Annotated in this window: 23 protein-coding genes and 1 riboswitch; of the genes, 10 read left to right on the forward strand and 13 right to left on the reverse strand. The window is 38.5% G+C overall.

Translation table 11 applies throughout. The features are described 5' to 3' along the window. The first annotated feature begins 13 nt into the window (after positions 1-13). The 6 genes from ACGLYD_RS06490 to ACGLYD_RS06515 all read left to right on the forward strand — a co-directional run bounded on the left by ACGLYD_RS06490 (position 14) and on the right by ACGLYD_RS06515 (position 8,023). Positions 14-733: a hypothetical protein gene (locus ACGLYD_RS06490; protein ID WP_338652608.1), complete on the forward strand. Its 720-nt coding sequence runs from the start codon at positions 14-16 to the stop codon at positions 731-733. Beyond that, positions 730-1,704 (forward strand): Gfo/Idh/MocA family protein, encoded by a 975-nt coding sequence (locus tag ACGLYD_RS06495; protein ID WP_399632016.1) that lies wholly within the window; start codon positions 730-732, stop codon positions 1,702-1,704. The genes ACGLYD_RS06490 and ACGLYD_RS06495 overlap by 4 nt, the downstream gene beginning before the upstream one ends. Positions 1,705-1,925: 221 nt before the next feature. After that, positions 1,926-3,629, forward strand: coding sequence for an alpha-glucuronidase family glycosyl hydrolase (locus ACGLYD_RS06500; RefSeq protein WP_399632018.1), 1,704 nt, complete (start codon positions 1,926-1,928; stop codon positions 3,627-3,629). Between the two features lie 30 nt (positions 3,630-3,659). After that, a complete protein-coding gene (locus ACGLYD_RS06505; protein ID WP_399632021.1) occupies positions 3,660-5,255 on the forward strand; it encodes an FAD-dependent oxidoreductase in 1,596 nt (531 codons plus the stop codon). A gap of 25 nt (positions 5,256-5,280) precedes the next feature. After that, a complete protein-coding gene (locus tag ACGLYD_RS06510) occupies positions 5,281-6,231 on the forward strand; it encodes a GNAT family N-acetyltransferase (protein WP_187047545.1) in 951 nt (316 codons plus the stop codon). A 418-nt stretch (positions 6,232-6,649) separates the two neighbouring features. Further along, the gene (locus ACGLYD_RS06515) at positions 6,650-8,023 is read left to right on the forward strand and encodes an MATE family efflux transporter (protein ID WP_187047546.1); all 1,374 of its coding nucleotides are present in this window, start codon (positions 6,650-6,652) and stop codon (positions 8,021-8,023) included. Positions 8,024-8,220: 197 nt separating this feature from the next. On the opposite strand, the gene ACGLYD_RS06520 is transcribed toward ACGLYD_RS06515, so the two are convergent. From ACGLYD_RS06520 to ACGLYD_RS06540, 5 genes are read right to left on the reverse strand one after another with little or no spacing between them, the layout of a single operon-like run. Then, on the reverse strand, positions 8,221-8,943 hold the full coding sequence (locus ACGLYD_RS06520) for an amino acid ABC transporter ATP-binding protein (protein ID WP_067208515.1): 723 nt from the start codon (positions 8,941-8,943) through the stop codon (positions 8,221-8,223). Then, positions 8,936-9,595, reverse strand: a complete 660-nt coding sequence (locus ACGLYD_RS06525; RefSeq protein ID WP_187047547.1) for an amino acid ABC transporter permease — start codon at positions 9,593-9,595, stop codon at positions 8,936-8,938. Before ACGLYD_RS06525 ends, ACGLYD_RS06520 begins: the two co-directional genes overlap by 8 nt. 30 nt (positions 9,596-9,625) lie before the next feature. Then, positions 9,626-10,411, reverse strand: a complete 786-nt coding sequence (locus tag ACGLYD_RS06530; RefSeq protein WP_354312872.1) for a transporter substrate-binding domain-containing protein — start codon at positions 10,409-10,411, stop codon at positions 9,626-9,628. 17 nt (positions 10,412-10,428) lie between these two features. Beyond that, positions 10,429-11,718 (reverse strand): aspartate aminotransferase family protein, encoded by a 1,290-nt coding sequence (locus ACGLYD_RS06535; protein WP_399633133.1) that lies wholly within the window; start codon positions 11,716-11,718, stop codon positions 10,429-10,431. 50 nt (positions 11,719-11,768) lie between these two features. Further along, complete coding sequence (locus tag ACGLYD_RS06540) at positions 11,769-13,133, reverse strand: sigma 54-interacting transcriptional regulator (RefSeq protein WP_399632025.1); 1,365 nt, start codon at positions 13,131-13,133, stop codon at positions 11,769-11,771. 300 nt (positions 13,134-13,433) lie between these two features. Between ACGLYD_RS06540 and ACGLYD_RS06545 the strand changes: the two genes are divergently transcribed. Together ACGLYD_RS06545 and ACGLYD_RS06550 are read left to right on the forward strand one after the other, a co-directional pair. Next, complete coding sequence (locus ACGLYD_RS06545) at positions 13,434-14,609, forward strand: M20 family metallopeptidase (protein ID WP_399632027.1); 1,176 nt, start codon at positions 13,434-13,436, stop codon at positions 14,607-14,609. Positions 14,610-14,739: 130 nt separating this feature from the next. Further along, positions 14,740-15,450, forward strand: coding sequence for a VOC family protein (locus ACGLYD_RS06550; protein ID WP_399632030.1), 711 nt, complete (start codon positions 14,740-14,742; stop codon positions 15,448-15,450). A gap of 127 nt (positions 15,451-15,577) precedes the next feature. Here the strand turns inward: ACGLYD_RS06550 and ACGLYD_RS06555 are convergent, their stop codons facing one another. The 5 genes from ACGLYD_RS06555 to ACGLYD_RS06575 all read right to left on the reverse strand — a co-directional run bounded on the left by ACGLYD_RS06555 (position 15,578) and on the right by ACGLYD_RS06575 (position 20,988). Then, positions 15,578-15,973 carry an SRPBCC domain-containing protein gene (locus tag ACGLYD_RS06555; protein ID WP_354312877.1) on the reverse strand — a complete coding sequence of 132 codons (396 nt, stop codon included), beginning with the start codon at positions 15,971-15,973 and terminating at the stop codon, positions 15,578-15,580. A gap of 331 nt (positions 15,974-16,304) precedes the next feature. Then, positions 16,305-17,564 (reverse strand): MFS transporter, encoded by a 1,260-nt coding sequence (locus ACGLYD_RS06560; RefSeq protein WP_399632033.1) that lies wholly within the window; start codon positions 17,562-17,564, stop codon positions 16,305-16,307. A gap of 959 nt (positions 17,565-18,523) precedes the next feature. Beyond that, on the reverse strand, positions 18,524-19,075 hold the full coding sequence (locus ACGLYD_RS06565) for a GDYXXLXY domain-containing protein (protein ID WP_255428685.1): 552 nt from the start codon (positions 19,073-19,075) through the stop codon (positions 18,524-18,526). Beyond that, positions 19,056-20,147, reverse strand: a complete 1,092-nt coding sequence (locus ACGLYD_RS06570; RefSeq protein ID WP_187047555.1) for a DUF2157 domain-containing protein — start codon at positions 20,145-20,147, stop codon at positions 19,056-19,058. The genes ACGLYD_RS06565 and ACGLYD_RS06570 overlap by 20 nt, the downstream gene beginning before the upstream one ends. 196 nt (positions 20,148-20,343) lie before the next feature. After that, positions 20,344-20,988, reverse strand: coding sequence for a 2OG-Fe(II) oxygenase (locus ACGLYD_RS06575; RefSeq protein WP_067208541.1), 645 nt, complete (start codon positions 20,986-20,988; stop codon positions 20,344-20,346). Between the two features lie 476 nt (positions 20,989-21,464). On the opposite strand from ACGLYD_RS06575, the gene ACGLYD_RS06580 reads away from it, so the two are divergent. Continuing rightward, positions 21,465-21,644, forward strand: a complete 180-nt coding sequence (locus tag ACGLYD_RS06580; RefSeq protein ID WP_340741983.1) for a hypothetical protein — start codon at positions 21,465-21,467, stop codon at positions 21,642-21,644. A 112-nt stretch (positions 21,645-21,756) separates the two neighbouring features. Here the strand turns inward: ACGLYD_RS06580 and queE are convergent, their stop codons facing one another. Genes queE through queC form a run of 3 tightly spaced genes read right to left on the reverse strand, consistent with a single transcriptional unit; the run spans position 21,757 to position 23,548 of the window. Beyond that, complete coding sequence (gene queE, locus ACGLYD_RS06585) at positions 21,757-22,464, reverse strand: 7-carboxy-7-deazaguanine synthase QueE (protein ID WP_067208547.1); 708 nt, start codon at positions 22,462-22,464, stop codon at positions 21,757-21,759. After that, positions 22,461-22,886, reverse strand: coding sequence for a 6-carboxytetrahydropterin synthase QueD (gene queD, locus ACGLYD_RS06590; RefSeq protein ID WP_067208550.1), 426 nt, complete (start codon positions 22,884-22,886; stop codon positions 22,461-22,463). The genes queE and queD overlap by 4 nt, the downstream gene beginning before the upstream one ends. Next, positions 22,883-23,548 (reverse strand): 7-cyano-7-deazaguanine synthase QueC, encoded by a 666-nt coding sequence (gene queC / locus ACGLYD_RS06595; RefSeq protein ID WP_067208551.1) that lies wholly within the window; start codon positions 23,546-23,548, stop codon positions 22,883-22,885. The genes queD and queC overlap by 4 nt, the downstream gene beginning before the upstream one ends. Before the next feature lie 8 nt (positions 23,549-23,556). Continuing rightward, positions 23,557-23,600, reverse strand: a riboswitch (PreQ1 riboswitch). A 176-nt stretch (positions 23,601-23,776) separates the two neighbouring features. Between queC and ACGLYD_RS06600 the strand changes: the two genes are divergently transcribed. Next, positions 23,777-24,826 carry a 2,3-butanediol dehydrogenase gene (locus ACGLYD_RS06600; protein ID WP_399632039.1) on the forward strand — a complete coding sequence of 350 codons (1,050 nt, stop codon included), beginning with the start codon at positions 23,777-23,779 and terminating at the stop codon, positions 24,824-24,826. Positions 24,827-24,949: the final 123 nt, after the last annotated feature.

Here is a 24,949-nt window from a genome sequence, read left to right on the forward strand (position 1 = left end):
GTTGAAAGTAATCATGAAAATTGTATTTGCTAGCTTAGAGAAACTCGACTTTCGTAATACAGTTGAAAATGTAATTCTAATAGAGTCGGTTGAACAATTAAATAATACTACTTATGAAGATACTACATATGTGTTACCTGTTTCTGAAGAGTATATGGGAATTATAGCGGATGCCGGAAATGAAGTTTATATTCCATTCACTGAATTAACAGTTGACCATCAAAGTCTAGGATGGCATGTGTATTTTGATTTAGAAAACTATCCATTTTATCAAAAAGTAAAAGGGTTGATCGATAAAGAAGAAAAACCTAAAGGCGTTTTTCGTTTTAGACGCATGGTGAAGCAATATGAAAACAATTCATTACTCACGGGCGATTTATATGTATTATCGTCATTGCTTGGGGAGCCTCAACGTATTCAAGTAAAACAAACGGATCAAACTGTGATTCCAGTACATACGATTATTTTGATGGACTTTGGTGGAGGAACAATGGCGCATATTGAATATACAGTGACTAATCAGGAGCGAATAGAGCTTGAATGGAGCGGAATTAAAACGATCTTAGAATTTGATAGTGATCAGATGAGACCGATTCAGCAAGGAAGTAAGGCGTCTCTACCATTAGCCTATTCGGTCGATGCCATTTTAGCAACAGCTCAGAAAGTAGATCAGGTGCTCGTTAATCGATTGAATTATTTTAGTAACCTATTCAATGGAGGTGCTCATTCATGAAGGTTGGCATGATGAGTTTTGCACATATGCATGCATACAGTTATGCGGATGGCGTAAAGAGAATACCGAACGTTGAGTTAGTGGGCATCTTTGATGAAGATATTGAAAGGGGCCAAGAAGTCGTCAAAACATATAATACGGACCACTACAGTGACCAAGCAGAATTTTTAGCATTGGAAATGGATGCTGTCATTATTTGCAGTGAAAACAATCGTCACAAAGAAATGGTTGTAAATGCCGCGAAAGCAAAGAAACATATCCTCTGTGAAAAACCAATTGCAACGAATCTTAGAGATGCTAAGGAAATGATTCAGGTATGTAAAGATCATGCTGTTATTTTGCAAATTGCTTACCCTGTACGCTTTAGCTCACCGATTCAACAAGTAAAAGAAATGATTGATAACGGAGAACTTGGTGATATTATAGCTTTCCGGACAACCAATCGGGGGCAGAATCCTGGTGACTGGTTTATTGATGAAGGACAATCTGGTGGTGGTGCTGTATTAGATCATACCGTACATATGGTCGATATCATGCGCTGGTATTTAAATGTAGAAGTAACGGAGGTCAATGCAATTATTGATTCCTATTTTCATGATATTGCTATTGATGATGCTGGTCTTCTCACACTAGAATTTGAAAACGGCGTGATTGCTTCTCATGATGCAAGTTGGTCCCGTTTTACAGAGTACCCAACATGGGGGGATGTAACGATTGAAGTGATTGGGACAAAGCAAACAGTGAAAGTAGATGCATTAAAAGAACATATTAGGATGTTCAGCAGTGGAGAAAAATCATTGCAACATGTTTTTTATGGAAACGATATGGACTTTGGATTAATAAATGATTTTATCAACTGTGTAAAAGAAGGAAGAGAACCTTCTATCACAGGTTATGACGGACTGAAATCATTAGAGGTTTCATTGGCGGCCTATGAATCAAGTAAATTTAAAAAGGCGATTAGGTTATAGACACTAATAAGGGCACTAGTTTTCGTCAATTAAGATAGGAAGCTGTAGTGTCCTTTTGTTGTTTGATGGAAAAGGGGTAAAACCTTCCATTATATATTGAACAAATGAATAACTATATCAACTGAGTGAAGGCGCTTTACAAGGGGGAGTGCGGGAGACATCCCCTAGCGCCGTAGCGGATTTGAAGGGAATCTTTATTTCAACTTCTATATTTAAGAAAGGTGTTGTTAATCATAGACAAAATTATTTACTGGAATAATCACGAAACGGTTTTGTTCGCTGTTGAAGAGTTAAGAAGGTTAATGAGAGAAGCAGGACATGAAAGTACAATCGATGCCCAGGCGGAATTCACTGCACTTAATAAAAACATGAATAGAGTTATCCTGCTAACAACAAACGAATATCATTCTTTGAAGGATATGAGAAAAACAATCATACTAAATGATGATGGTTTTGCATTGATTAGATCAGAGCATGATATGTGGATTATTGGGAATGAGCCCCGTTCTATTCTCTATGGTGTTTATATGTATTGTAAAAAGCAGTTTGGTTACCAGTGGATTGATTTGGACAAAGAAACAATCGTTAACCCTCATTCACCAAAGAAAGAAGAACTATATATCCATGAACCGATGTTTGCTAGACGTGGAAATATTATTGAAACCATTAATGATCCCGGTTATATCAATACCCTCATAGATTGGGGAGTTAAAAACGGACAAAATGAATATTTCTTCACGTTCTTCTTATGGAATGAGGTTAAATCATACGTAACTTCTGCGTTACGTAAAAGAGATGTTCAAGTGACGTTAGGCGGTCATAGTTTAAGTTACTTGCTTAGAGAGATACAAAAGGATACGAACGAGAATATGCTCAAGCAAGAAGAGAAACTAAAGTTCTTTGCTGAAAATACATATCTTCAGGATAAAGTCATTCAAAAAATAGTCGCTATCTGTTTGGAAAACAAAGTGATTACTAGAATATCGTTGTGGCCTGAAGATATCGGAATTGACGAGAAAAACGCGAGTGGATTTTTACCGACATATATTCGATTTACTGAAAAAATGAAAGAAGCGCTTGATAAAGAAGGATTACACGTAGAAGTAGAATATATTGTGTACAATGCTGGGTTGTCTTGGAACATGCTGGAAAGGGAAAAACAAACAGAAGCATCTGATCAAGTCGATGCGTTATATGCCTATTGGGGAAGGGATTATTCATCAGCCATAAATTCAAGTGATTCTAGGCAAGTTAGAGCCTATCAAACATTGCAAGACTGGAATGAGCAAACGAAAAAATGCGGGAAATCGTTAACAGTTCTTGAGTACTATAGTGATCATTTTATGTTAACGGAGCTATTCCCGCCACTTCTTATGAGAATACAGCAAGATTTACATGATTATAAACAATTGACTATAAACGGTGTATTAAATTTAATTGTACCAACGCATCAAAAACAACACTATCCAGAGCTAGAAGTTAACTACCCCTGGAAATGGATTCACCATTTTAATAATTACGTATACACAAGGATTGCCTGGGGTGAAAAATATGAAGTGATTGCAGAAGAATATTTCACTGTTTTTAATGAGGATAAAGCAGCATTTCATGAGATGCTGCTCGAATTAGAAAAACTTTTATCACAGCATACGAAGTGGAATGCACCACTTTTTCCTGCTCGAGTAGTGGATCCAGAAAAAGTCCGTGAGCCGATGAGTCAATTAAAGATACCTTCCTATTTACGCGATGTATATGAGCATTTGGCGAAGCTGGATATGACGGAGACTGAATCATTACTTGTCATTCAGACAAAGGATAATTTTAAATCATTTACAACAAAAGAAATGATGTCGATCTACTTCTATTATTTAAAAAAAGGAACCGAGATTTATTCAACTGCATGGGCATTAAAAGAAGAACAATAAAGCCTAACAGAATATACGGAGGTTTTACTTATGGATTTTAGTAATCTGCATTATTATGTACCAACAAAAAAAGTCAACAAGCCAACGTTAATTGAAAAAAACCTGATTATATACGGAGGAACACCAGCGGGAATAACGGCAGCTATTCAAGCGACAAGAATGGGTCTCACTGTAGCAATCATTGAGTTTAGCAGAAATATTGGTGGGATGACTGCGAGCGGATTAGGAGCTACAGATCTTGGCGCTGAAAATGCTGTTGGTGGTCTTTCAAGAGAATTTTATAATGAAATAGCGAAGTACTACCGAAAAGAGAAACAATGGAAATTCGAACCGAAGGCGGCTCAGTATGTATTTGATAAATGGATGAAAGATTATGATATCCCGGTTTATTTAAACCAACATCTAGCAGAGGTAAGTAAAGAGAATGGGGCAATCATTGAAATTATAATGGAAAATGGGTCTCGCTATAAAGGGAAAGTCTTTATGGATTGTAGTTATGAAGGTGATTTATTAGCTAAATCAGATGTTAGTTATTTTGTTGGACGAGAATCAAATGCAACGTATCAAGAGATTTATAATGGCGTCCAATTTGGAGCACCGCATCATAAATTTGAAAAGTGGATTGATCCTTATGTTGTGGAGGGGGAGGCAGAGAGTGGTTTGTTGCCGGGAATTACAGAAGATGATCCCAAACAGTTAGGTTATCAAGGGCAAGGAGATCATCGAATTCAAGCGTATAATTTCCGGATTTGCTTGACGAAGGAACGAAAGAATCGTATTCCATTTCCAAAGCCATCACATTATGAATCAGATCGATATCAGCTTCTACTTCGTTATATTCAAGCGGGTGTTTGGGATGCGATGAACCTTCACACGATGTTGCCAAACGGAAAATCCGATTTAAATAATTATGGCGCCATTTCGACGGACAATCTTGGGATGAATTATGACTGGCCTGAAGGTAGTTATCATAGACGTGAGGAGATTTTTCAAGATCATTTGAATTATGATTTGGGGATGTTGTACTTTTTAGCTAATGATTTACGTGTACCAGTAGAAATCGGTGAGGAAGTAGCTGCCTGGGGATTACCGAAAGATGAATTTGAAAAAACGGGAAACTGGCCACATCAGTTGTATATCCGTGAAGGAAGAAGAATGATTTCTGATTATGTCATGACAGATCATAATTGTCTAAAGCAGACATTTGTTGATGATCCGATCGGTTTGGCATCATTCCATATGGATTCTCATAACTGCCGACGTGTCGTGATTGATGGCAGGTGTGTGAATGAGGGAGATGTTCAAGTACCAATTGCTCCTTATGCGATTTCGTATCGTTCCATTCGTCCAAAGTTTGAGGAATGTACGAATTTACTTGTTCCCGTTTGCTTATCAAGTTCACATATTGCTTATGGTTCGATTCGAATGGAGCCGATATTTATGATTCTTGGGCAGACAGCAGGAACGGCGGCAGCTCTTGCCTATAAACATGAAATAGCTGTCCAAAATGTAGATTATGAAGAATTGAAACAGGAACTTCTAAAGGCGGATCAAGTTGTCGAATGGGGAGAGGAGATGATGGATGATCCGATTAAACGAATGGAAGAAACGTTCGGAAAGGAATAACCATTACAGTAGTGGAGGGGTCTAGATGAAAATCATTGCTTGGAAACGCGATAGATTAGAAGAGCTAGTAGAGTTATGGAATAAAGAATTAGCCGTAGATTTTCCGATGCGTAAAGAGCTGTTTATACAGAATAGTTTCAATGACGTGAACGTTAGCTATGAAGGTTCTTATATCGCAGTAGATGATCAAGACCATGTGATTGGATTTGTAGTTGCTAAACGATGGCAAGAAACAATAGACGTGAAAATGGATCCTAAAAGGGGGTGGATCCAAGTGTTATTAATAGACAGTGCACACCGGGGGAAAGGGCTTGGAACAAAGCTTCTTAAACGTGCAGAAGCACAATTAAAAGGAAATGGTGTTGAGGAGATGCAATTGGGTGGTGACCCCTTTCACTATTTCTCGGGTATACCGGATCAATATAAGAATGCTCAAAAGTTGGCGAAAAAACATGGCTACACTAAAAGAGTAGACACATATGACTTGATTAATCACCTGGATAAAAAATATGACTTACCTGTTGATAATTCAGTTGTATTTACAATCCTTAAAAAGGAGGAAGAAGTTGATCTAATTTTATTTCTAGAAAGATGTTTTCCCGGAAGATGGGTCTATGAAACGATGAAGTACTTTGAAATGAATGGGGATGGACGAGAATTTGTTGTCGTCAAAAAGAAAGGTCAAATCATAGGTTTTTGTAGAATAAATGATAGCCACTCGCCATTCATTGCACAAAATATTTATTGGAGTCCCCTTTTTGAACAAGAGGTCGGTGGGATTGGTCCATTAGGGATTGATGCGAATGAACAAAAGCAAGGGTACGGATTAGCGATTGTTCAAGCAGCAATAGCTTATTTACAAGAACGAAACACTGAAACTATCATTATTGATTGGACAATTTTAGTGGACTTTTATAAAAAACTAGACTTTAATCCATGGAAAATATATGGCGTTTATTTAAAGGATTTGAAGTGAAGATTTTAAAGAAGGTGTAGTGAGTAATGGGGGTCCGCCAACACGGAACCAAATTGTTTGAACAGGTGATCCAATTGGCTTATGAAACATTTCTTGAATAGGGCCAGACATCGATGGGGTGGCCTAAATAAGTTTTATCCCGCATTAACGGGCAGTAAGATTCCCACTTCAAACACGAGAAGAATAAGTGGAGAGTCAACTAATCGTAATAGCCCGTATGGTTATGCTAACAATCAGTGGAGGATGAAGAATCCCCACTGATTGAAGACTTTTTTAATTGCGGTGAAATTTCCGCAGTTTATACATAGCTTTGTTGCAGAAAAAATGAAAGCGATTAACATACATTCTTTATAGTTTACATTCAAGGTTTATGGTAAGATACTTTGAATGTAATTGGATAAAGAAGGGAAGTGTAGTAATGGCATCAGCCGAAACTGCAAAAAGACCAGACAAAAAACTGAATTTATTTCATTTAACATGGCCAATTTTTTTAGAAGTCTTTCTTTTTATGTTGATGGGTATCGCGGATACATTCATGTTGAGTGCATTGTCAGATGATGCTGTGTCAGGTGTAGGGGCGGCAAATCAGTATGTTCATATTGCCATTCTCATCCTAGAAGTTGTTGGGAACGGGGCGGCAATTGTTGTATCACAATATCTCGGCTCGAAAAGGTATCTTGAAGCATCCAAAATTTCAGCATTAGCGGTTACATTAAATTTAATTGTCGGTCTTCTTATGAGTGTTATTTTCGTTATATTTTCAAAAAACATGATGATTGCTATGAATTTACAAGGCGATGTACTGGAGCATGCTTCAAAATATTTAATCATTGTGGGCGGAGCGATTTTCTTACAAGCTATTATTAATTCGTTATCAGCGATTATTCGTGTACATGGCTTTACAAAACAAACGATGTTTGTTTCATTAGGTATGAACATTGTTCACGTAGTCGGCAACTATGCACTAATTTTCGGGAATTTTGGTTTTCCAGAGTTAGGGGTACAGGGTGCAGCAATTTCTTCTGTTGTCAGTCGCTTGCTTGCATTGATTGTTTTCTTTTGGATACTTTATCGAGTAATGGAATACCGTGTAGAGTTCCGCTATTATATTACATTGTCAAAAGAATATATTCGTAAAATATTACAGATAGGCATTCCATCCGCATTCGAACAGGTGATGTATCAAGGGTGTCAAATTGTCTTCTTATACTATGTAACTTACTTAGGAGCGGAATCATTAGCAGCAAGACAATATGCTGTGAACATATCAATGTTTACGTATTTATTCGCGATTGCGATTGGTATGGGAACGGCGATTATTGTTGGAAGGTTTGTTGGCGGAAACGAGCAAGACGAGGCATATACGAGTGTTTGGACAAGTGTCAAATGGGCATTTCTGTTTACGTTATGTATGGTGACACTCGTTATCATATTCCGCTATCCATTGATGAGGTTGTTTACTGATAACACTGAAATCATTGAAATAGGGGCATCCGTTTTACTTCTTAGTATTTTACTAGAAACCGGGCGTACGTTGAACATTGTTATTATCTCCTCATTGCGTGCAGCTGGAGATGCAAAATATCCGGTTATCATTGGTTCTTTTTCAATGGTAGCGATGAGTTTGCCATTAGGCTATTTTCTAGTGTTCGAATTAAACCTTGGACTCGTTGGAGTATGGCTAGCGATTACTGTAGATGAATGGACGCGTGCTATTATTATGTATTACCGATGGAAGAGTAGGAAATGGGAAAGATACGCTCTTGTATCGCCGAAAAAGAGTCGTCAGTGAATACAGATAGTCAAACATAGAACTTGGAACAGTTGAATAATATATAAAGCGTGTCACTTAGAGTTTTACTATCTAAGTGGCATTTATTTGACTCGGTGTAAAGTGGATATGCAATTTTAACGAGGTAAATAACTAAAGCCCCAGCAACTCAGGCGAAATTAATCGACAGAGTTACTGGGTTTTTTAGTTTAATACAATCATAATATCTTCTCTAAAAAGTCTTGTGCACGTTGACTTTTTGGTGCAGAAAAGAATGCGGCAGGGGGGGCGTCTTCAACTAATTGCCCATCGTCCAAAAATAACACGCGATCTGCGACTTCTCGCGCAAATCCCATTTCATGGGTTACAATCGCCATCGTCATACCGGTAAGTGCTAACGATTTAATAACTTCCAGTACTTCCTTCACCATTTCAGGGTCAAGGGCAGAAGTTGGCTCATCGAACAACATCATTTCGGGTGACATTGCCAAAGCTCTTGCAATGGCTACACGTTGTTTTTGTCCGCCCGATAATCGAACTGGATGTTCGTTCTCTTTTTCAGCGAGTCCTACCTTTTTTAATAATTCTCGCCCCTGTTCTTCTGCTACATCCTTAGAAGTTCCTTTGACCATCATCGGTGCATAGATAATGTTTTCAAGAACAGTCTTATGGGGGAAGAGGTTAAATTGTTGAAATACCATTCCAACTTGCTCTCTCACCTTCATAATATTGACCTTGGGATTTGTTACTTCAGCTTCATTCACCCATATATGTCCGCTTGTAGGTGTTTCAAGTAAATTAATGCAACGAAGAAATGTCGATTTTCCAGAACCTGAAGGACCAATAATTGCAATGATTTCCCCTTTTTGAATGGTGGTTGAAATCCCTTTTAACACTTCAACTTTTCCGAAGTTTTTACGAAGATCCTGAATTTTAATCACTTCGTCTCATCCTCCTTTCAACCGCTTTACCAATCAGTGTTAAAACAATTACCATCAGATAATAGATAACACCCGCGAAGATTAGCGATTCAAAATAACGATAAGTATTGCCGCCTACGATATACGATCTTCTCATAATATCTGTTACACCAATGACGGTGACAATCGCAGATTCCTTCGTTAAGGTAATAAATTCATTCATCAAAGCAGGTAAGATGTTTTTCAAAGCTTGCGGTAAAACAATATCCATCATCATTTTCTTATAAGGGATGCCGAGGGCCATTGAAGCTTCCAGTTGCCCTTTATCTACAGCTAAAATACCGGCTCTAATAATTTCAGAAATGTATGCGCCCGAATTAAAACCGAATGCCAAGACAGCTGCAGTATATGCAGTGACTTTAATATCGAATAACTGTGGGGTACCATAATAGATTAAAAGAAGTTGGAGAATCAATGGGGTTCCACGGAAAATGGACGTATAGATGTCCGCAAACCATTTTAGTCCTTTAAATCTCCCAATTTTACATAACGCTAAAAGAATTCCGATTACAAAACCTATAATTGCTGCAACGCCGACAATTTTCAGAGTGACCCCAATTCCTTGTAGAATATAAGGAATTGAGGGGGCAATTTGGGAAAAGTCTAAATTCATGGGCTAACATCCCTTTCTTTCCCGAGTGAATTAGTTACTGAACCATTTCAAAACTAATTTCTCTACTTCACCTTTATCCTGTAATTCCTTGAGGACACGGTCAAATTCAGCAGTTAAATCGCTGTCTTTTTGGAAAGCCATTGATAAACCTAATTTGTGCTCCTCTGGAAGTTCAAAGCTAGACAGTTCCTTATTTGACTCGATATAGCCATTTGCCACTACATCTGCAATGACGATTGCATCAAGATGACCAGATTTGATTTCTTGGAAAAGATCCGGAACGCGGTCACGGCTTTCAACAGAGTAACCATATTGTTCTTCAAGTGATTTCGCACCTTTTTCTTGAACAGATGCCGTTTGAGCACCAATTTTTTTGCCTTTTAGATCTTCCGCGCTATTGATGTTGCTGTCCTTCATCGTAATAACTAGATTTGTAGCTGTAAAATAAGCAGTTGAGAAATCAATTACTTTTTTACGTTCTTCATTGTTGCCATCCATACCTGCAACGACCATATCAATGCTTTTTGCTTGGAGCGCGGGAATTAAACCATTGAAATCCATGTCTTCAATTTCTAATTCATAACCTAGTTCTTTGGCAACCATTTTTGCCAAATCAATATCAAAACCGATGATTTCATCACTTACTGCTGTGTCGACATATTCGAATGGGGGATAATCTGCTGAAGTTCCCATTTTAAGTATCTTCGTATCTGATGCACCTGTTTTCTCACCATCTGCTTCATCTTTGGTTCCACATGCCACAAGTACGCTCATCATTAGAACGAGTAGAAGTGCAATCCCTGACCACTTTTTCATAATAAATCACTCCATTTCTAATTTGTTTTATTTTCAAATTCCGTTAAAGCTTCATCCAATACAGTCAATCCGTCATCGATCTGCTCTTTTGTTATTGTAAGCGGGGGAATCATTCGAATAACTTCACCAGAGTTGCCGCACAAATAGAACAGTACACCTTTGTGGAGACAACCATCCAGGACAGCCATTACTGCTTCGCCGTCAGGTTCACCCGTTTCTGGATTGCCAAGCTCGATACCAATCATCAAACCAACACCTCTAACGTCATTTATGGTTGGATGTTGTAGTTTCATTTCAAGTAAGCGTTCCACTGCATGGGCGCCCATTGCTGTTGCGTTTTCCAATAGCTTTTCTTCTTTCATCACTTCAAGAGATGCGAGAGCAGCGGAACAAGCGATAGGATTGCCGCCAAAGGTCGTTCCATGTGTGCCGAGCGGCCATTGGTCCATTAGTTCTTTCGAGGCAACAGTAGCGCTAAGCGGAAGCCCTGCGGCAATCCCTTTAGCGATCGCCATGATATCCGGTTTGACATCGAATGTCTGTGCAGCGAACCAATTGCCTGTGCGGCCGAATCCAGTTTGAACTTCATCGAAAATAAGTAGAATGCCATGGCGGTCACAAATTTCCCGAACTTTTTTCAGCCAAGCTTTTGGTGGAATGATGTATCCACCTTCGCCGAGAATCGGTTCGATAATCATACAAGCGACTTCTTCCGGATCTACTTGGTGGTTGAATAGTTTTTTCGCATCTTGCTCAAGTTTTTCAGGGAAGAAGACGTCAGGATCTGCTCCTTCAGGAAGGTATTCAGGCAGTGCATATGGCAACTGATAGGAAAGCCATGTGGGCTGCAAATGTTTCCGGTATTTACTTTTCGATGTTGTCACACTTAATGCGCCCATTGAACGTCCATGGAAACAGCCAGTGAAAGAAACGATATAAGGTCTTCTTGACGTATATTTTGCAAGTTTTAACGCACCTTCAATTGCTTCAGTGCCACTGTTCGCGAAAAAGAAGTTATCGAGTTTTGGTGGTAAAATCGTTTGCAGTTCGGCTGCAAGTTTTAAGATGGATTCGTATATGATAACACCTGATGGACCATGAATAAGGTGGTCTGCACTATCTTTGATCGCCTGTACGACTTTAGGGTGCCGATGTCCTACGTTCTCGACAGCAATGCCAGAAGTGAAATCTAGGTACCTCTTACCATCAGCGCCGTAATAATAACATCCTTCTGCTTTTACAACAGGTAAGTTCGGGTGATCTTTTGCCATACTTGGTGCGAGAAAGTTTCCAATGTTGTCGACCATATGAAGCCAGTCTTGTTGTTCTCCTAATTTTTGCTGCACAGTAAATCCTCCTACTCAATATCGGTATATTTTTTCAGTTTGCGAACGACAGAAGGTTGGCTTATTCCAAGGAACTTAGCGATTTCAGTCGTTGTACGATAGCGCTCCTGCGCATCCCTTAACACTTTCATTTCAACATCATCTAAAATACTTGGTAGTGTTCGTCCTTCAAGATGAATAATAGACAAGTCATCGTCTGTTTTTTTACGGTATTCTGGAGGCAAGTCTTTTGCCGTGATAATAGGGGAAGTACTTTGGACAACCAACCGTTCGATAACATTTTTGAGTTCGCTATGGTTTCCATGCCAATCAAGAAGTAGTAACTGGTTAAAGACATCATCTGAGAGCTTCTTTGTAGTAGTGTGTGTAATTGAAAACTGACTTAAATAGATGGAAATCAAAGCACTCAAATCTTCTTTACGTTCACGAAGCGGTTTTAAATGAATTGGAACAATATGGAGCATGTAATACAAATCTTGATGGAACTTTTTATCAGCAATTGATTCTGTCAATGCATTTTCAGCTGAGCTAATTAGCCTCACATCAAGTGGAGAAAATGTAGTTGCATTTATAGGGGTAAATCTACGTTCTTTCAGTACATTGGCAACTTTTCCTTGAAGATGAACCGAAAGCTTATCGATTCCCTTTAAATAGAGGGTTCCTTCATGGGCTAACGTCAACAGACCCGTTACCCTTTGCTCGAACTCTCCACCGAACAGTTCACGTTCAAACATCGCTTCCGGCATTGTTTCGCAGTCAATTTCAATGAAAGGTCCATTTTTTCGCTTACTTTCGTTATGAATGAACTTTGCCATTGTTGTTTTCCCAGTTCCTTGTTCTCCATAAAAGATGACAGAAACATCGAGTGCGGCCGCATTCCTAGCGGTTTCATAAGCAATTCGTGTCGTCCTGTTTTCCATCGTCAATCCATCGATTGTAAGATTCTCTTTTCGGAGTAGCGAGAGTTCCTCTTTTGCCAGGGACATTTCATTTTCAAGTTCTTTCATATATTCCTGAATGACGAGAAGTTCGGCTACTTCATAGGAATAACTAAGGACAAATTCAACTTCGCCTGACTCATTAAAGAATGGCACGCCTGTAATAAGTGCTTTTCGTCCAGAAGGGGTAGCTTGTATGACAACTACCTTCTTTTTTTGTAGAAGGACGAGTGGAGTAATAGCTGGAGAGAAAATACCCCTTTTTTCTAAATCATATACGGATTTTCCGAGGAGATCCTCAGCACGTATCCCGTAATAGCGTCCACTAATTTGTGAAGCTTTTACGATAATACCTGCGTGATTAGTAACAATGATATCTTCATCATACGAATCAATAATTTCTTCTTTTGAATTTGGATGTAAGAAAAATCCTGTCATACGACCACCTTTCCTAGAGGTAACAGTATTCAATAATGAATAATTATTTGTTTGTAAATAAAATATACGTTATTATTGGAAGATTAGCAATATATTTTTAACTCATTGGTGAATGTACTAGATACTTGTATTGGCGATGTCGAAAATTATAACATGCATTCAAATGCATTTACAAGTATAATTATACAAATAGGAGATATAAGTACTGAGAAGTTCCTTTTTTCGCTTATCTATGATTAGATACAGGTCAAGTGACTCGTTTATTATTCAGAAATGCATTGAAGGAAAGGGGATTAGATGATGTTAAAAGAAATACTAATCAATAGTATAGAGGAATCTATTGAAGAAATGATTCAGGTGCGTCGTCATTTACATATGCACCCAGAATTATCACATCAGGAAATTGAAACACCAGCCTTCATCGCCAACTACTTGGATGACTTAGGAATCGAAGTGCGCCGGGGAGTTGGGGGGAGAGGTGTGGTAGGAATAATACGCGGAGGAAAGTCGGGGAAAACGATTGCTTTCCGAGCTGATTTCGATGCATTGCCAATCCAGGATGCAAAGGATATCCCGTACCAGTCAACCGTACCGGGCGTTATGCATGCCTGTGGACACGATGGTCATACTGCAGCATTATTAGGCTTTGCAAAAGCGGTAAATGCAGTGAAAGATCAATTGCAAGGAACCATTATCCTCATTCACCAGTTCGGGGAGGAATTGCCGCCAGGTGGGGCGAGAGCCATGATTGCGGATGGTTGTTTAGATGGAGTGGATGCGATTTACGGTGCCCATCTTCAGTCTACTATGGATTCAGGTCATGTTTATGTACGTGACGGTTATTTACAAGCTGGTGAAGATACCGTCAAGATTATTATAAATGGTTCTGGAGCACATGGGGCAGAACCACAAAAAGGAGCAGATCCAATTTTAGCAGCCAGTCACATCATGGTTGCACTTCAATCCATTGTGAGCCGGAATACAGATCCAATGAAAGAGCTTGTTATTTCAATTGGGAAGTTTCATGCTGGGGATGCAGATAATGTCATTCCAGAAAAAGCAGTGATGGAAGGGACGATTCGTGTTTTTGATGAAGAGTTGCGTACGTTGGCCGGCGAACGTCTGACGGATCTTGCACGTTCTGTGGGTCGCGGACTTGGTTGTGAGGTGGATGTGCAAATTGAAAGAGGGTACGATGCACTTTGGAATCATGCCGAGCAGGTGGACATCGTTCGAAAAGCAGCTTCGGATACATTTGGTAGTGATGCTGTAATTGAAACACAACCGATTATGCCAGTCGAGGACTTTTCCTATTACCTGCAACAAGTTCCAGGTGCCTATTTTTTTGTCGGTGCAAAAATGGAGGATACTAAAAAGGTGTTCCCACATCACCATGAAAAATTTGATTTTCATGAGCCAGCAATGGAAATGATTACTAAGACATTTGCTGGGATTTTGCTTGATTATCAAAAATAGTGAGGGCGTATCAGTTGGATGCAAGACCCATTTGAGGTAATCCGCAATTCCGTGCTGGTTATGCAGTTCATTCAACAAGTTGGTTGCGGAATAGAGAACACAAAAAACTAAAAAAAGGGATTGTATAGCAATGGAAATCAAAACGGTTGTTTTGTTTACAAAAGATTTAGTACAAATGAAAAATTTCTATATTAATATACTAGGTTTTTCTTTACTGAATGAAGATAAGAATAGCTTCCGAATCACTATTGGTACAAGCGAATTAGAGTTTTCCTCAAAAGTAGTAGAAGGCAATCCCTATTACCACTTTGCATTTAACATACCAGCTAACAAATTTAATGAAGCAAAAGTATGGACGAAAGAAAGAGTAAGTCTACTAGTTGAAGAGGGGGAAGATGAAGTTGAATTTGTTCATTTACCAGCTCATGCGTTGTACTTTTATGACCCAGCCGGTAATATAGTAGAGTTCATTTCGAGACAGTCAGTATCCAAAGATAGCAAGGAAGCATTTTCGATTAAAAGCATTTTAAATATTAGTGAAATCAGTTTAACTGTAGATGATGCTATAAGTGTGGGCGAAAAACTTTCCGTTATTGGTGTGACTGAACGTGACAATAATGCAATAAGTACAAACATGCTTAATTTTTTGGGTGAAAGAAAGAATGGGGTATTCATTTTATTAACTCAACCAGGAAGGAAGTGGTTATTTTCTGATAAAAAAGCTGCCATCTATCCTCTTGAGATAACATTAACGGATAATAATAAAATAGTAATCAAGCCTGATAATGAAGTACAAACATTTCCGATTAAGCATGAAAAATCGTCAATAGAGTTGAAATAAAGAATTCTTTTTAATCATATATACGTTTTGGAACTTTGGAGCTTTCTACGCCCACATCGTAATTAAATAAGCTGCCAATCATGTTATTAACTGGTTACTTTTGGTTAATCAACAGGTGTGATTTAAATTAAGAATAGGGAAGTTCTTGATTTTCCAAATATGCGTTTAGATTTTCCAATGAATAGGCGAATCCTTCTTGGTTAAATTCTACTCTTGTTCCGTCAGGTTCAGAGCTTAATTCAATCGAAAAAAGTATTTGATTTGAATCCCAGTAATACGAAAATTTTTGATTTTGCACGACTTCTTTAATCGTAAATTTCATTGTCATGCTCTCCTCTTTTTTAAGATCATTGTATGAACTTGGCATCAATGTGAAAGTGGCTTGCTCTCCAGCCTTAAAAATGGGTATGTTCCACTTGGAACCTGGAGCATACCAAATTGAAAAAACTTCATCATTGGCAATGGCATTCCAAACTGTTTCTAAATCTTTTTTGATTAATATGGACTTACTGTTAGTCTTCAATATAACAACCTCCGATACATAGTCTCTCAAGTATAAAAAAGGAATGATGGAAACACAAACATATGTCGATGGTCAGATGATCTAACAAAAGATATGATGACTCATGAAAGTAATTGGACAGTAATGGATAATGAAGAGTCGCTTGCAGTCTATGATAATCAAACGTTACAGGTGGCATTCGCTTGTAATCCGTAGAAATAGTTACTAAGCCGAGCTGTAGTATCGCCCTTGGTGACGGTAAATACTTTTAATTTTGAATAAAAACAAGAGCCTTCTGGAAAGTATCCCGGAAGGCTCTAACGCATTTTTCATTCAAGTAGGTAAGATGAGATTAATTCCATAACCCTGCTTTTTCAAGTTTCTTTTTACCTCTAAACGCTAAGATGATAAAGACTATATTGAAAACAAGCATTGCAACGATTGTATAAAGTACTAATGTGTAAGTACCAGTTAATTCAAATACAAACCCATATCCAGGTAAAGCTACGATACCCGCAACAGCTAGTCCTAATGCAGCAGTAGAATAAATTTGACTGAATTCTTTATTGCCGAAAAGGGAAGTTGTAAGAATAGGTCCGAGTGTTCCAACCGATGCAGATACAACACCGAAAATCCCGATTGCAATCATAAAAATTGTTGAGTTATCTGCAATCGTAAGCAACATTCCGATTGAAACCAATCCCGTAATCATTGAGAAGATGGCTGTATTTCGTGCGCCAATCTTGTCGCTTAAGAAACCAAAAACGATAGATCCAACTAGCATACCAATCATCCAAATACCTAATGCATTACCGGCGAATTGAACGGAGTAACCAAGACCCATTGTGAATGTGGGAATATGTTGACCAAAGCTAGCAATTGCTGTTATGAAGAAGAAAAAGATAACTAATGCATAAAATGCAGTAGATTTTCTTGCTACAGCAGCAATTACACCTTTATTAGGCTCAACTATAGTTTCACTTGCACCTTTTTTAACTTCGTCCATGCCAATTGGTAGCAGACCTTTTTGTTGAGGTGCCATTCTGATTGTTAAAATAATAATGGGAATAACGATTGCCATTACGACAAGTCCTAATGTAATGTAAGCGGATCTCCAACCGTTGTTAGCAATAAGGTTTCCAACGATAGGTGAGATGATAGCGCCACCTATTCCAACAAATGCCATCATGGCCCCCATTGCTAATCCATTATGTTTTTTAAACCAGTTATTTATCAATACTGGCCCAGCCATTGTTGCAACGAAAACCGAACCAATTGCCATTGGAATAGCGAATAAATACCATCCCCACACTGAATCCATTAAGCCAAACATAGCAAAAGAACCAGCTTGTAAAATTACACCGACAATAAGTAGTAATCTGATGTCATATTTCGCCATCATCTTACCGGCAATCGGTAAAAATAGCATTGTAGCAATTGAAGAAACACTAAAGTATAATGTCAAACTACCCATACCAATTCCTAAGTCCTGAGAAACGGGTGTTAAAAATAATGCACCTGAGCTATTAATTCCACCTCGTGTAAATGCCGCCATAAGTGACACACCGATGAGTAACCACCAGCCAAAGTGAATTTTTTTCTTGTTATTCATTAAGTTAAACCATCCTTTTTTCTTGTACTTTGATCGTTCCGTATATCGAAATGTTCATTACCTTTTTCCACGATAATACTTACAGCCATATTAATTTAACATTAAACTATCTTATGTGTCAATAAGGTGAATTTTTTTTGTTCGTTAGATTTGAACGCGAATAATTCTAAATAGTAATGTTGAAATAAAGAAATCCATTGGATTGATATGGCACTAGGGGATGCATTATGCCTAATTAGATCAGCTTCTGCGGCGTCATCACTCAGTAAATATTGCAATCCATCAGTTCAATATTACATGTGTTGATTGGCCAAAGTTAATCAGTAAATGACTGCTTACTCCTTCTTTATAGCATATCTTTTTCGAATGTAAGGCAGTTACACTTGCAACCTTTCTTGAAAAATAGTTGCATTTTTTACTTGAACAATATAGACACGCGGTAAAGGTGTTGTGATCGTTTCGTCCAAAGCGAGCAAGAAATGTTCAAGCGAAAATGTAGACTTTTATGCATTTCTTACAAGTGCTTTATGTAAGAATGTAGTTAATCAACAGATGTGGTTCAATCTGTATGTACATTCGTAACACGATCATTCTGCGTCTACTTTCACCTTGTGCATTTACCAAGTAGATCTGTATTAAATTTGGGGAATATCCGAACTTGGGTAACAGATGAATCCTTTTCCATTTATGAGTAGCATCCTTTCACTGAATAACTTTTGTACAGAAATCTAAAACATGATTTTGCTATTATCAATGAAAATGGAGACACTAGTACTTGTAACATATAGTGGAATGCCGATTTACGTTGTGGGCTAACCGAACAAGCGGTGTAGACGCAGTGATGTATTGGGTAACGAGGACATGGTTTTGAATGAATAGCTAAAAAGCACTAGGCACGGAATCTGAATTGATTCCGTGCTTAGTGCTGTTATTGTGAATTTATAGAAGGCGTGTATGCATTATTTAACCGCAGAAATCTCCTGCAAAATCCCATAGCCATTTTTCACTTTCAAGTGCGCCATCAATCGGCCTTTCGCTGATAAATCTTCAAGTTCTTTGCCGGTGTTTTCCGGTACGAAGTAGCGTTCCAAGCCAAAATCGATGGAATGGACGTTAACACCATCAACATTCTGGTAATCATAACTGCTCAGTTTCCCGGTTAAATAGACGCTACCTCTAGGCTTTTTATCAGATAAACTATCCAACACATAGATATCGTCTTGCTTAACAAGTTTTCCGTAAACAGTTAACCCATTGGAATTCACCGACTTGTTGAGTTTGTCCAAAATCACAGTCGAAATTTCATTTTTCGGAACTTCCTCAATTTCATAACGGAGTGTGACATAATCACCGTACAGTAAATCTCTTGGATCTACTGGCACTGTCAGCAATGCTATATCATCTCCGTATGTCAATGTCCATAATGGTTTGACTGTCAGGCCGATTAATAGGAGAAGGGGGACAGTTAGTGCAACAATGAAACCAATACCCTTATTTTTCATCATGTTCATGTGCAATCACCGTTCCTCTCCGAGTTTTCTCGAACCAAAAACCAAAACCGATTAAAATCAAGCCTCCAACGATAAAGAATAACGATTTTGGCATAAAATTATATGACAAATCGGCGTAGAAGCGGAAGATCAATGTGCACACAATAAGAACCGCTGGCAAACTGCCAATCTTCAAGAAGTACAACAGTATTATTGAAAAAATGATTGTGAAAATAATCGCTGCTATTCCTGTATTGTTTGCCGGTATAAAATCCCCCCATGTACTTGGGAAAGTCAGAAACAGCCCCGCCATTCCATAGACTACTGAACCAAGCCATTCGGATGGCAACTGGTATCGGCCAAATGGATAGAAGGCAAGAAACAATCCAAGTGCAAAGAATGTACATAAAATTAGTACTTCATGCAGATCAAAATAAATGAATAAATTGAATGAAAATAGTAAAGTCAAAATGACATTGGAAATAAATAAAACTTTGGAATGACCCATCCGTCTTTCATTCATCCAAAATAGTAGCGGAATAATTAGTAGAAGCAGATAAGGTAATTCAACCGTTCCATTCAACACTTTGAAACCGTAAATGATGAAGAATAAGCTAGCAGACGCAAAAATGAGTTTGTCTTTCAAGTGATAGGCGAGTGGTAAAATACCGAGGCCCCACATGAAGAAATCTGTATAAACACCTTCACCCAGATTAAACATTTGACCAATTAGAAAAATCCCGGCGCCAAACACAAATACACCAATATAATAGAGACTTCGTGAAGTTTTCGGGTAAATATCTTCCATCTTATGACCACCTGCATAAAAGCCGGCTGTCCCAAGGAATAATAGTAAGAACTTCGCAAGTTTCGGTATTTCTTGCCAATTACCTGCGATGAAGCTAAGAATGCCAACGCCGATTAAAATCGCTCCGATGACTAGCAATACCCGTACAAAACTTAGTCGCTCAGTAGGCAAATATTCTGCTAGAAGTTTGCGTGCCTGATTTGTTTCCAATTGTCCTGTTTGTTCCAAAAAGAGGAATTCCTTCTCAAGGATACGGTACTCTGATTTACTAATTTTCCTCTTCATCTCATTGACCTCCGTTTCTTTTAGACTCCCTTATGCTAAGTATACCCGCAATTATTGAGATGCAACAGTTTCCGTTTTTCGTAAATTAAGTACAATGTCCCTTATCTACTCCTTTCTTTTTTCTATTATCATTCCTGCTTTTTTTACAATTTTGATGGAATTTAACAAAATAAAAAGCACTCATATTGAGCGCTTTTTATCTTAATTTTTGTTTTCTCATCCATTGCGTTGCGACCCACTTTTCTCCGGCTATAACTGGTGCTCCACCATGTAAAGTTAACTTGTTTAAATCATCATCACTATAGAAATACTCGAAATAAACTGCCATACCCTTGTGTGGGGTTACTGAGAGATTCAGTTTAGGGAAAAAAGTTTCTCCGCCTTGTTCTACATCATTTAAGTACATAATGAGCGTACTAATTCTATTATTGTTTGCTACTTTACTTGTTGATGAAAAAAAATCATAATGAGCTTTATACTCTTGACCAGGAGTATACTTAAGGATTTGAATTCCCTCTCCGTGTTCAATAGGAATATTCATGATAGTCGCAATTCTCTTTTCGACTCTAGCAACAGTTTCGTTTTCACTTTCACTTTCTTGAAAAAACATACTACTACTTGTTCTCAGTTCATCTATTTCACGAGTCTTCCCAATTTTTGAACGTTGCATTTTGTCCTTTGACAATTTGATTAGTTCATCACATTCTTCGTTACTTAAAACATTACCTAAAATTACTATCAATGGCTCTTCGAATCTAGTGATTATATCAATTTCTCTGTCTGTTTTTATTTTATTTCCAGCGTGATCAAATATAGTTTGTTCTTTATTCTCCGTTATCATCTTCAAACGACCCCTTAAACTATCTAATTTTCAGAACGAGTACGTTTTATCCCGCATTAACGGGCAGTAAGACCCCCACTTCAAGTCTTAAAGGACACAAGAAGAATAAGTGGGGGATCAAATGCCCGTAAAAGCCCGAATGGTTAGGGCCAACGAGGAGGAATTGCAGTTCATTCCTCCCTGTTGGTTACTTAGGCTTTGCCACAGGACGTGGCGCACTTAGCCTAAGTTCTTTAAACAATCAGTGGGGGATGAAGAACCCCCCTCTGATTGAAGATTAACTTTATTGGTAATGATTATACGTGTTAACGGTCTACTTTCACTTCAAATATTTGATTATAAGAGCATGCTCTTATAGTTTCTTCTTTGAATGATTTTATTTTATCATAGAATTTTAACATATCGCAAATTTGGTAACCATTTTAATGTTGGGATCTTTTCGTTAATATTGTGGCTAATAGTGAGGAAATTTAGATGTGGAAAATGACAACGTGTCGGCTCAATCTGTTGTAAAAGTAATAGTTGAAGTGATTTCAATGGGGAGAATGGAAGATTGGAAGGGAACAAAAGAGGACCTTTTATTATTTTTATTGCCTTTACAAACCGATCAATTTAGAAAACTGCCTTCATCGATTTATAGTGAATTTCACAAGTAAAAGAACCAAGTGTCGGATTAGAACAATTCCGACGCTTGGTTCTTTATTAAATCATCTTTATATGTCAAAAATAGAGATGCAATACTGATCACAGAGAAATGAATAAGTCTTATCAGACGCCGCGTTTATTCCCCCATAGCAGAGTATGCAATTGTGGCAACACTTTGGCATCATTCATTATAGGGGAGTGGACTGTTAAATCAATTAACCACTCATATCGTTGTAACAATGTCGAAACGAGAAGTGCATCGTCAGTTGTCGTCGTATCGTCATTTCCTGTCTGTAGAAAGAAAGGAAACGCCGGATATCGCAGATGGACCTCTTCCGCAAACTTGAAATCCTTTTCATCGAAAATGACGACTTTCAAAGTAGCAGTCGTTTCAATCAGTTTCTCCATGAACGTATCCAGTTTACTGAAATCCGTCACCATCCCTGAACTTGGTGGTTTTGGGGAAAGCGTGATGTCATCAATTTTCAATAACCAATCCTGCCAAAAAGAAGCTTGCGTTTCAACTGCGACCTTCCAACCTTGTTCGTGGCACAAATCGACAAGTTCCCCAATTCCTTTATGAAGGGCAGGGTTCCCACCTGAAATTGTGACATGTGAAAATGACTGTCCGCCTATTGCTTTAAGTTCATCTATGATTTCTGCCGGCTGTTTCGAAGTGCTTTTTCCCGAACCGTCCCAAGTAAAACTGGAATCGCACCAAGAACAAGAATAATCACATCCAGCTGTTCGAACAAACATCGTCTTTAACCCCATGACCATTCCTTCGCCTTGAATAGTCGGACCGAATACTTCCATAACAGGAATCTTCATAGGACTACCTCCTGTTCAGGACGATAGATGACATAGCTAGTCGGCGTTTCTCGGACTATGACTTGAAGGCAGACAGGCTTGTTGTTTCTAGTTAGAAGAACTTCCTGGATTGATTTGCAAACCTGTTCTGCCAATTTCTCGGTCGTCGGGAAATTGTTCTTAAATTCAGGATGATCATTCAACACAGAATGATCGTATTTATCATGAATGAGGTTTTTGAGTTCCTTGAAATCAATCAGGAAACCGATTGAATCCAGTTCATTTCCTCCAATTGTTATGTTTAAGTAATACGTATGACCGTGCATTACTTGGCATTTTCCAGCATCTTCGCTTGGAATGAAATGTGCCGCAGAAAAATGCATGTCTTTGTTTAATTCAAAACGATATGAATGCTGAACTTGCGGATAAAATTGCTGCATCATTCAGAGACACCTACAGACTTTTTAGATAAATAGGTAGCGAGACCGTCATTCCGTAACACACAGGCAGGACATTTCCCGCAGCCTGTACTCGGAACTCCGTTGTAGCAAGTAAGTGTCTTGTTCTGCACAAAGTCGAACGCACCAAGTTCGTCAGACAAAGCCCAAACTTCGGACTTATCGAGCCACATCAAAGGCGTATGGATGACAAACCGCCCGTCCATAGCTAAATTCAGTGTCACATTCAACGATTTTATAAAATTGTCACGGCAATCAGGATAACCGCTAAAATCCGTTTCACTGACACCCGTAATTAAGTGCCGAGCACCTATCGCATCTGCATAGACCGCGGCAAATGACAGGAATAAATGATTCCTGCCTGGAACGAAAGTCGACGGCAATTCACCTACTACTTCATTCACTTCGATATCATCTCGCGTCAAGGCATTTGCTGACAGTTGGTTGATCAAATTCATATCCAGTACTTTAAACGATACTCCAAGCTCATCTGCAATTTTTCTAGCACACTCGATTTCCTCAGAATGGCGCTGACCATAGTCAAACGTCACCGTAGCAACTTCACGGAAATTTTTCAATGCCCAAAACAGGCATGTCGTACTATCTTGGCCGCCGCTAAAGACGACAACCGCTTTTTCATTTTTCACTATAAAACATCTCCTTAGTTTTTTAGAGAGGGAGTTTTCGAACCTCTTTTTTTGAACAACGTTAATGATAACATAAATAGGTGATGGAAGGGATTAGAAGAGGGGTTTGGAAACAGTTGCGCACACAATTCTTATAATACAATCCGCGTATTATAAGTCTATCGTTTAATGAATTGTTTAATTAGGTGTATGATAACTATGCAAACAACTTAAGGAGATGAATTATCAATGAGAGCAGCAGTATGGTATAAAGCCAATGATATTCGTGTTGAAGAGCGTGAAGTGAAAGAAGTTCTTGCAAATGATGTAAAAGTACGAGTGGCATGGACTGGTATTTGCGGCAGTGACTTGCATGAATACCATGAAGGCCCAGTATTAATTCCAGGAAATGGTCCGGATCCATTGACAAACCAGGAAGCGCCACTAACGTTAGGGCATGAGTTTTCAGGTATTGTTGAGGAAGTTGGTTCTGATGTGACACGCTTTAAAGCAGGAGATCGTGTCGTTATCAATCCGTTGATTACATATGGCACTAAATCGTCTGAGTATGATATATATGATGGCTTCACGTTTGTTGGACTAGGTTCTGACGGTGGATTTGCAGACTTTGCAGTCGTATCTGAGAAAAACGTTTATGCACTTCCGAAAGGTTTATCTCTTGAAGAAGGCGCACTTGTAGAACCGATGGCAGTTACTGTACAGGCCGTGAAAGAAGGCGGATTGCAAGCTGGTCAAACGGTTGCTGTATTTGGTGCTGGCCCGATTGGATTATTGACAATCATTGCTGCAAAAGCACAGGGTGCTAACAAAATTGTTGTATTTGACTTGTCTGAAGAGCGCTTGGAAAAGGCGTTGGCAGTAGGAGCTACACATATGTTCAACTCAGGTAAAGTGAATCCTTTGGAAGTTGGAAAAGAGATTGAACCTGAAGGCTTTGATGTCTCGTTCGAGGTAGCTGGCGTAGAAATTACGTTGAACCAGGCAATTAAAATCACAAAAACGAGGGGGACGGTTGTTATTGTATCTATATTCCCGAAACCAGTTTCCTTCTCACCAATGGATTTAACGGCTTCCGGTATTAAAATTACATCAACACTAGCTTATGAGCCTGCAGTATTCCAGAAAACAATTGATATGATGGATTCTGGCGAAATTAACCCTAAAGAAATTATTACGAGCTGTATTGAGCTTGAAGAGCTTGTTGAAAAAGGTTTTGATGCGTTAACGAATGACAAAACGCAAGCGAAGATTCTTGTTAAATTGAGCGGCGAACAATAATACGATAGAATAGTTAAAAGTAAAGTACCCTGGTTGCATCTTTGGATGTTACTTAGGTACTTTTTTTAGGTGAATACCGTGGCGGACTAGGATTATCTATCGCAAAAATAATCATTGATCTTC

The organism is Sporosarcina sp. SG10008, assembly GCF_044569405.1.
Lineage (GTDB): Bacteria > Bacillota > Bacilli > Bacillales_A > Planococcaceae > Sporosarcina > Sporosarcina psychrophila.